The organism is Bradyrhizobium sp. UFLA05-153, assembly GCF_054185185.1.
On the sequence record NZ_JBBIAM010000121.1, the window covers coordinates 20,314 to 27,603 of the forward strand.

Here is a 7,290-nt window from a genome sequence, read left to right on the forward strand (position 1 = left end):
CCATCTACGGATCTCGCAAAAAAGCCCCGGCGCGGACCGGGGCTTTTGACGTCAGACCGGCCAGCCGCAATTAACCGGCGGCCTTCGCCTCGCGGCGGCGTGCGGTGAGGATGTATTCGGTGTAGCCGTTCGGCTGCGTGCGGCCCTTGAAGACGAGGTCGCAGGCGGCCTTGAAGGCGACGCCGTCGAACGACGGCGCCATCGGCTTGTAGAGCGGGTCACCGGCATTCTGCTTGTCGACGACGACGGCCATGCGCTTGAGCGATTCCATCACCTGCGCTTCGGTGATGACGCCCTGGTGCAGCCAGTTGGCGAGATGCTGGCTCGAGATGCGCAAGGTGGCGCGGTCTTCCATCAGCCCGACGTCGTGGATGTCAGGGACCTTGGAGCAGCCGACGCCCTGGTCGATCCAGCGCACCACATAGCCCAGAATGCCCTGGCAGTTGTTGTCGATCTCCTGCTTGACGTCATCGGGCGCCCAGTTCGACTTCGACACCGGAATGGTGAGGATGTCGGAGAGTTTTGCGCGCGGCCCGCCCTTGGTGAGCTCCTGCTGGCGCGCGATGACGTTGACCTGATGGTAGTGCAGCGCGTGCAGCGTCGCCGCCGTCGGCGAGGGCACCCAGGCGGTGGTGGCGCCGGCCTGCGGATGGGCGAGCTTCTGTTGCAGCATGTCCGCCATCTTGTCGGGCGCCGCCCACATGCCCTTGCCGATCTGGGCGTGGCCGGGCAGGCCGTCGATCAGCCCCATGTCGACGTTCCAGTCCTCATAGGCCTTGATCCATGCCTGCGCCTTCATCTCGTTCTTGCGGATCATCGGCCCCGCTTCCATCGAGGTGTGGATCTCGTCGCCGGTGCGGTCGAGGAAGCCGGTGTTGATGAAGACGATGCGCCTGGAGGCCTGCTGGATGCAGGCCTTGAGATTGACGGTGGTGCGCCGCTCCTCGTCCATGATGCCGACCTTGAGCGTGTTCTCCGGCAGTCCCAGCATCTGCTCGACGCGGCCGAAGATCTCGCAGGTCAGCGCGACCTCGTCGGGGCCGTGCATCTTCGGCTTGACGATGTAGACCGAGCCGGTGCGGCTGTTCTTGCTCTTGGAAAGACCCTTGAGGTCGTGGATCGCGAGCAGGCCGGTGACGGCTGCATCTAGCAGGCCTTCCGGAATCTCCTCGCCGGTCTCGTCGAGCACCGCATCGGTGAACATGTGGTGACCGCAATTGCGGATCAGGAGCAGGCTGCGGCCGTGCAGCTTCACCTCGCCCTTGCCGTCCGGCGTCTTGTAGCTGCGGTCGGTGTTGAGTGCGCGGGTCAGTGTCTTCCCGCCCTTCTCGAAATCTGCCGACAGCGTGCCGTTCATCAGCCCGAGCGTGTTGCGGTAGACCAGCACCTTGTCCTCGGCATCGACCGCGGCGACGGAGTCTTCCATGTCGAGGATGGTGGAGACGGCGGCCTCCATGATCATGTCGGCAACCCCGGCCGGATCGTCCTTGCCGATCGTGTTGCTGCGGTCGATCTTCACCTCGACATGCAGGCCATTGTTCACGAGCAGCACTGCGGACGGCGCCGCCGCCTCGCTCCGGAAGCCCGCGAATTGCGCGGCGTTCTTCAGCGCGGTGGCGTTGCCGCTCTTCAGCTTCACCGCAAGCTGGCCAGCGACCACGCTATAGGCGGTGACGTCGGTGTGGCTGCCGGTCGCGAGCGGCACGGCGGCGTCGAGGAATGCCTTCGCTTTCGCGATGACCTTGTCGCCGCGCGCTTTGCTGTAGCCCTTGGCGGTATCGGCAGCGTCATGCGGGATCGTATCGGTGCCGTAGAAGGCGTCGTAGAGCGAGCCCCAGCGCGCATTCGCTGCGTTCAGCGCGTAGCGCGCATTGGTGAGAGGCACGACGAGCTGAGGCCCGCAGATCTTGCCGATCTCCTCGTCGACATCAGCGGTCTCGACCTTCTGCGTCGCAGGCTCGGGCAAGAGATAGCCGATCTCCTTCAGGAAGGCGGTATAGGCATTGATGTCGAATGGCTTGCCTTTGTTCGCGCGGTGCCAGTCGTCGATCTTGGCCTGCAAGCTGTCGCGAACCGCGAGCAGCGCGCGGTTCTTGGGACCCAGATCCTTCACGATCGCGGCAAGCCCAGCCCAGAATGCGTCCGGCGCGATCCCGGTCTTCGGGGCCGCTTCCTTCGCGATGAAGTCGAAGAGAACAGGGGCGATCTTCAAACCATGGGCGTCGTGGCGTTTCATGAGGGGCTTTCTTGTTGGAAATGGCGTTTTTTGGCTGCCTTTGACCCGTCGGCAGCAAAATGCGCCCATAAAGGGCGGCTTTCGAGGCCCTATTAGCCTCAAAACTGGGGCCGTGAGAAGACCCCTAAAGGTCTGTCAAAATGTCAAGATGAGGTGGGTGCCCCACGCACCGTTGTCATTCCCCGCGAAGGCGGGGAATCCAGGCCGCTGCCGCTTCTCCGTATCCCATCGCTGTCTCTGGAATACTGGGTCGCCCGGTCCCGTCTCCGCCAAGGCTCCGACGAGGCTCGCGAACTCTGCTCGCCGAAGCTTCAGCGAAGGCGGCAAGCCGGGCGACGACTTGGAGAAATAGGACAGGCTCAAATATTCGCGGCGAGGTCGACGACCTCGTCGAACAGCACGCCGCTTGCCTTCAGCATCTGCTCGATCGCGTCCGTCGCATCCGCGACCGTACGCGTCGAGGTGTCGATGCTCAGCTCGGCGCCTTGCGGCGGCTGGTAGTCGTTGCCGATGCCGGTGAACGACTGAAGCGCGCCGGAGCGGGCTTTGGCGTAGTGGCCCTTGGGATCACGGCTCTCGCAGACTTCGGCGGGCGTCGCGACGTAGATCTCGCGGAACGTCGTGTCGGCGATGCGGCGCGCGGTGGCGCGGTCCTCGCGCGCGGGCGAGACGGCGGCGACGATCGCGATGTGACCGTTGCGAGCAAGATGCGTCGCGACTTCCGCAAGCCGCCGGATGTTCTCGCTGCGATCGGCGGCGGAGAAGCCGAGATCGCTGTTCAGGCCAGCGCGCAGCGTGTCGCCGTCGAGCAGGATCGGCGAGCCGCCATTCGTGAACAGACGCCGCTCCAGTGCCTTTGCCAGCGTCGACTTGCCGGAGGCGGGAAGGCCGGTGAGCCAGACCACGGCGCCGTTGTGCTGATAGCGCGCGGAGCGCTCGTCGGGACGGAGTGCGGATTCCACCGGCACGATGTCGACCGGCACGGCGCGCTGGCCGGCATCGACCGACAGCACGAGGCCGCCGCCGGCGATGCGCCCTGAGACTTCGATCACCAGCCGCCCGGTGCGCGGGTTCTCGGTATAGGGATCGGTGGCAATCGGATTCGAAAGCGAAATATCGATCTCGCCGACATGGTTGCGGCCGATCGCCTTGTTCTCGCTGCTCTCGAGCTCGCCGGGGTCGACCGCCTTCTCGATCGCAACGACCGTGGCGCGGCTTTCCTTCGGCCCGCAGCGCACCAGGAGCTGATCGCCCTTGGCGAGCGGCTTGTCGTGCAGCCAGAAGATGCGCGCGCGCAGACGCCGCGTCTCACGCGGCGCGGCGCCGGCATGCGCGATGATGTCGCCGCGCTCGACGAACAGCTCGCGGTCGAGCGTGATGCCGACCGAGCGGCCCGCGCCCTGGCGGGTGGCGACCGGCGTCACCGGCCAGCTCTCGACGGTCTTGATCTTGGCGATCTTGCCGGCCGGCATGATCACGATCTCGTCTCCGGCTTTCAGGCTGCCGGATTCGATGCGGCCCGCCACGATGCGGCGATCGTCGAACTTGTAGATCGCCTGCACGGGCAGGCGCAGCGCCAGCGTCTCCAGCGGCCGCGCCGGCTCGAGATGATCGAGCGCCTCGACGACGGTCGGGCCCTTGTACCAGCCGATGCGGTCGGTTCGCTCCGCGACACCGTCGCCGTCGCGAGCCGATATCGGGATCACTGCCGTCGGCGTCACGCCGAGGCCCTTCAGATGCGCTGAAATCTCGTCGCTGATCTCCTTGAAGCGATCGGCGCTGAAATCGACGCGGTCCATCTTGTTGACGACGATCGCGACCTGCTTCACGCCGAGCAGATGCAGGAGATAGCCGTGCCGGCGGGTCTGGTCGCGCACGCCTTCGAGCGCATCGATGATCAGCACCGCGCCGTCGGCCTGCGAGGCGCCGGTGATCATGTTGCGCAGGAATTCCGCGTGGCCGGGCGCGTCGATCAGCACGATGTCGCGCGAATTGGTGCGGAAGCGGATCTGCGTCGTGTCGATGGTGATGCCCTGGTCGCGCTCGGTCTGGAGGGCGTCGAGCAGGAACGACCATTCGAAGGGCATGCCGCGCCGCACACTCACGGCCTTGAGCATCTCGAGCTTGCCCTCGGGCAGGCTGCCGGTCTCATGCAGGAGGCGGCCGACCAGCGTCGACTTGCCGTGGTCGACATGGCCGACGATGACGATGCGGACCTGCGGACGCGTGGTGCCGTTCGGAGTTGCCGGCGTAGCAGAAGTGACGATCATGTTCATAGCCGCGTTGCGTCCTCAGGGATCAGAGATAGCCGGCGACGCGCAGACGCTCGAAGGCGTCCTCGGTCTCGTGGTCGAGCGCACGGCCCGCGCGCTCCGGCACCTTGGTCTGTTCGAGCTCGATCAGGATCTCGTCGATGTTCGACGCAGTCGAATTCACCGGATTGGTGATGTCCTGATCACCCAGCGAGCGATAGCGCTTGCCGTCCTTGGCAAGATACAGCGGAATGATCGGGATGTTCTCGCGCTTGGTGTAGGCCCAGATGTCGGCCTCGGTCCAATGCAGGATCGGGTGGATGCGCAAATGGGCGCCCTGCGGCGGCGAGGCGTTGAAATGGTCCCAGAACTCCGGCGGCTGGTCGCGTACGTCCCAATTGCCCTCCAGGCCGCGCGGCGAGAACACGCGCTCCTTGGCGCGCGTCGCCTCCTCGTCGCGGCGGATGCCGGCGATCAGACCGTCGAAGCCAAATTTGGCGAGTGCCATCTTGAGGCCTTCGGTCTTGCGCGCGGCCGAGCGTGCGGCAGGCGGCAGCGTCGGATCGACGGCATCGATGGGCGGGCAGGGCTCGACGCGCAGGTCGAGATCCCATTCCTTTCCGTAATGATCGCGGAAGCGATACATCTCCGGAAACTTCTTGCCGGTGTCGACATGCAGGGCGGGGAACGGCATGCGGCCAAAGAAGGCCTTCCGCGCAAGCCAAATCATGACGTTGGAGTCTTTGCCCAGCGACCACAGCAGAGCGATCTTCTTCAACCGGGCGAAGGCCTCGCGGAAGATATAGATGCTCTGCGCTTCCAACTGGTCGAGATGGTCCATGCTGGGCGGAAGATCTGCAGAAAATTCTTGCGCGCCGACGCGCCCGATGAGGGCCGGGCTGCTCACTCCGACAGCTGCGGAATCGTCCTTGAGAAGATGCATCTCTGCCACTTTGCGTTTGGAGGCGAAAATTCTATAGTTGCGGCGCGGGAGAGAAGAAAAAATTTTCTCTTTGCGCGCTCGAAATGAGACATATATAGAAAATAATTCCAGTCAACCCCGTAATTGGGGAAGCGAGTACCGTATGCGCTTCTTGCCGGTGTTCCTCGACATCAAGACCGGTCCGGTGGTCCTCATCGGCGCCGGCGAGCTGCTGCGCGCCAAATTGCGCGTGCTCGCGGCCGCCGGCGCGCGTATCCGCGTGCATGCGACGGACGGCAATCACGACCTCAGCGGCGTCGGCGCTGATGATGCGCAACGCGTAACCTTTCTTGCCGGCGATCCGCTGACCGCTGATCTGACCGGCGTCATCGCCATAGTATGCGCAGGCGCGGGTGACATTGGCGTGGCGATGTCGGCGCGCGCGCGGTCGCTCGGGCTGCCCGTCAACGTCATGGACGATCTCGAACATTCGAGCTTCATCTTCCCCGCGATCGTCGACCGCGGCGACGTCGTGGTGGCCGTCGGCACGGGTGGCGCCTCGCCGGTCGTGGCGCGGCGCGTGCGCGAGAAGATCGAAGCGCTGCTGCCCGCCAGAATTGGCGATCTCGCCGAATTCATCGGCGGCTTCCGCAAATCCATTCATGCCGCGATTGCCGAGTTTCCGCTGCGCCGCCGCTTCTGGGAGCGCGTGATCGATGGTCCAATTGGCGCGCTGGTGCTTGCAGGCCGAAAGGCCGAAGCAGAAGCCGCGCTCAAGGCCATCGCCGATCCCTCCGCATTCGCGCTGGCGGACAAGCCGGCGGGGAACGTCGCGCTGGTCGGCGCCGGCCCCGGCGATCCCGATCTCCTCACCATCAAGGCGCTGCGCGCGCTCCAGGATGCCGACGTCGTTTTCTATGACGAGCTGGTGTCACCTGAAATCCTCGATCGTATCCGTCGCGACACGGCGCGCATTCCGGTCGGCCGCCGCGTCGGCAAGCCCGGCATCGGCCAGGACGCCATCAACAAATTGATGATCGAGGCCGCGCAGTCCGGCCAGCGTGTGGTGCGCCTGAAGGGTGGCGATTCCTTCGTATTCGGCCGCGGCGGCGAGGAAGTCGAAGCGCTGCGCGCAGCGGGCGTCGCCTATTCCATCGTGCCCGGCATTACCGCTGGTCTCGGCGCCGCTGCGGATTTCGAGGTGCCGCTCACCTATCGTCACGAAGCGCTTCGCATCACCTTCGTCACCGCGCACAAGGCGCGCGATGCCGAGACCGTGGACTGGTCGACGCTGACCGACACCAGGATGACGGTCGTCGTCTATATGGGCATGACCGCAGCACCCACGGTGCGCGAGGGTCTTCTGGCCGCCGGCCGCTCGCCGGAGACGCCGGTCGGCGTGTTCGCCCGTGTCACGCGCCCCGATGCGCAAGGCGCGATCGGCACGCTTGCCGAGTTGCCCGAGCTCGTCAAACGCCTCGACGGCGGTCCCGCCATTCTCATCATCGGCGATGTGGTCCGGCATGCCGGCGCCTTTCGCCATCAATCCCCCAGGCAAATCATCTCTGAGCTATTGGAAGCTGCCCAATGACCTCTCCGCTTGAACAAAAGAAAATCAAGATCGCCGGCCCCTCGGTGGTGACCGCCAACCGCACCTGGGATGGCATCGTGGTCTATCGTACCGCCGCCAAGGGCTGGTCCGTGGACCTGTCGGATGCCGCGATCGTGCGCAACTCGGATGAGGCCAAGGCGTTGCTAGCAGAGTCGGTAGCCGATGACGTCGGCGCAGTCGGCGCCTATATCGCGCCTGTACAGGTCGACGAGGAAGGCAAGATCCTCCCCGGAAACCTGCGTGAGCAGATCCGCCGCACCGGTGTGAC

The 7,290-nt window shown here is 65.1% G+C and carries 5 protein-coding genes; 2 read left to right on the top strand and 3 right to left on the bottom strand.

Annotation, left to right across the window (positions count from 1 at the left end; genetic code table 11):
• Nucleotides 1–70: 70 nt before the first annotated feature.
• The 3 genes from Q2941_RS41760 to cysD all read right to left on the bottom strand — a co-directional run bounded on the left by Q2941_RS41760 (nt 71) and on the right by cysD (nt 5,329).
• A complete protein-coding gene (locus Q2941_RS41760; protein WP_458196160.1) occupies nt 71–2,236 on the bottom strand; it encodes a malate synthase G in 2,166 nt (721 codons plus the stop codon).
• 359 nt (nt 2,237–2,595) lie between these two features.
• A complete protein-coding gene (gene cysC, locus Q2941_RS41765; protein WP_254109120.1) occupies nt 2,596–4,512 on the bottom strand; it encodes an adenylyl-sulfate kinase in 1,917 nt (638 codons plus the stop codon).
• Between the two features lie 22 nt (nt 4,513–4,534).
• Nucleotides 4,535–5,329 (bottom strand): sulfate adenylyltransferase subunit CysD, encoded by a 795-nt coding sequence (gene cysD, locus Q2941_RS41770; protein WP_027521786.1) that lies wholly within the window; start codon nt 5,327–5,329, stop codon nt 4,535–4,537.
• A 244-nt stretch (nt 5,330–5,573) separates the two neighbouring features.
• Here cysD and cysG point away from each other — a divergent pair, with 244 nt between their 5' ends.
• Both cysG and Q2941_RS41780 read left to right on the top strand, forming a co-directional pair.
• Nucleotides 5,574–7,001 carry a siroheme synthase CysG gene (gene cysG / locus Q2941_RS41775; protein WP_254109119.1) on the top strand — a complete coding sequence of 476 codons (1,428 nt, stop codon included), beginning with the start codon at nt 5,574–5,576 and terminating at the stop codon, nt 6,999–7,001.
• Nucleotides 6,998–7,290: DUF2849 domain-containing protein (locus Q2941_RS41780; RefSeq protein ID WP_458196161.1), on the top strand; the 293-nt coding region annotated here is incomplete at its 3' end. The genes cysG and Q2941_RS41780, both read left to right, overlap by 4 nt.

Coding starts and splice junctions, on each gene's coding strand:
- Q2941_RS41760 (WP_458196160.1), bottom strand. CDS start 2,236: ATGAAACGCCACGACGCCCATGGTTTGAAGATCGCCCCTGTTCTCTTC.
- cysC (WP_254109120.1), bottom strand. CDS start 4,512: ATGAACATGATCGTCACTTCTGCTACGCCGGCAACTCCGAACGGCACC.
- cysD (WP_027521786.1), bottom strand. CDS start 5,329: ATGGACCATCTCGACCAGTTGGAAGCGCAGAGCATCTATATCTTCCGC.
- cysG (WP_254109119.1), top strand. CDS start 5,574: ATGCGCTTCTTGCCGGTGTTCCTCGACATCAAGACCGGTCCGGTGGTC.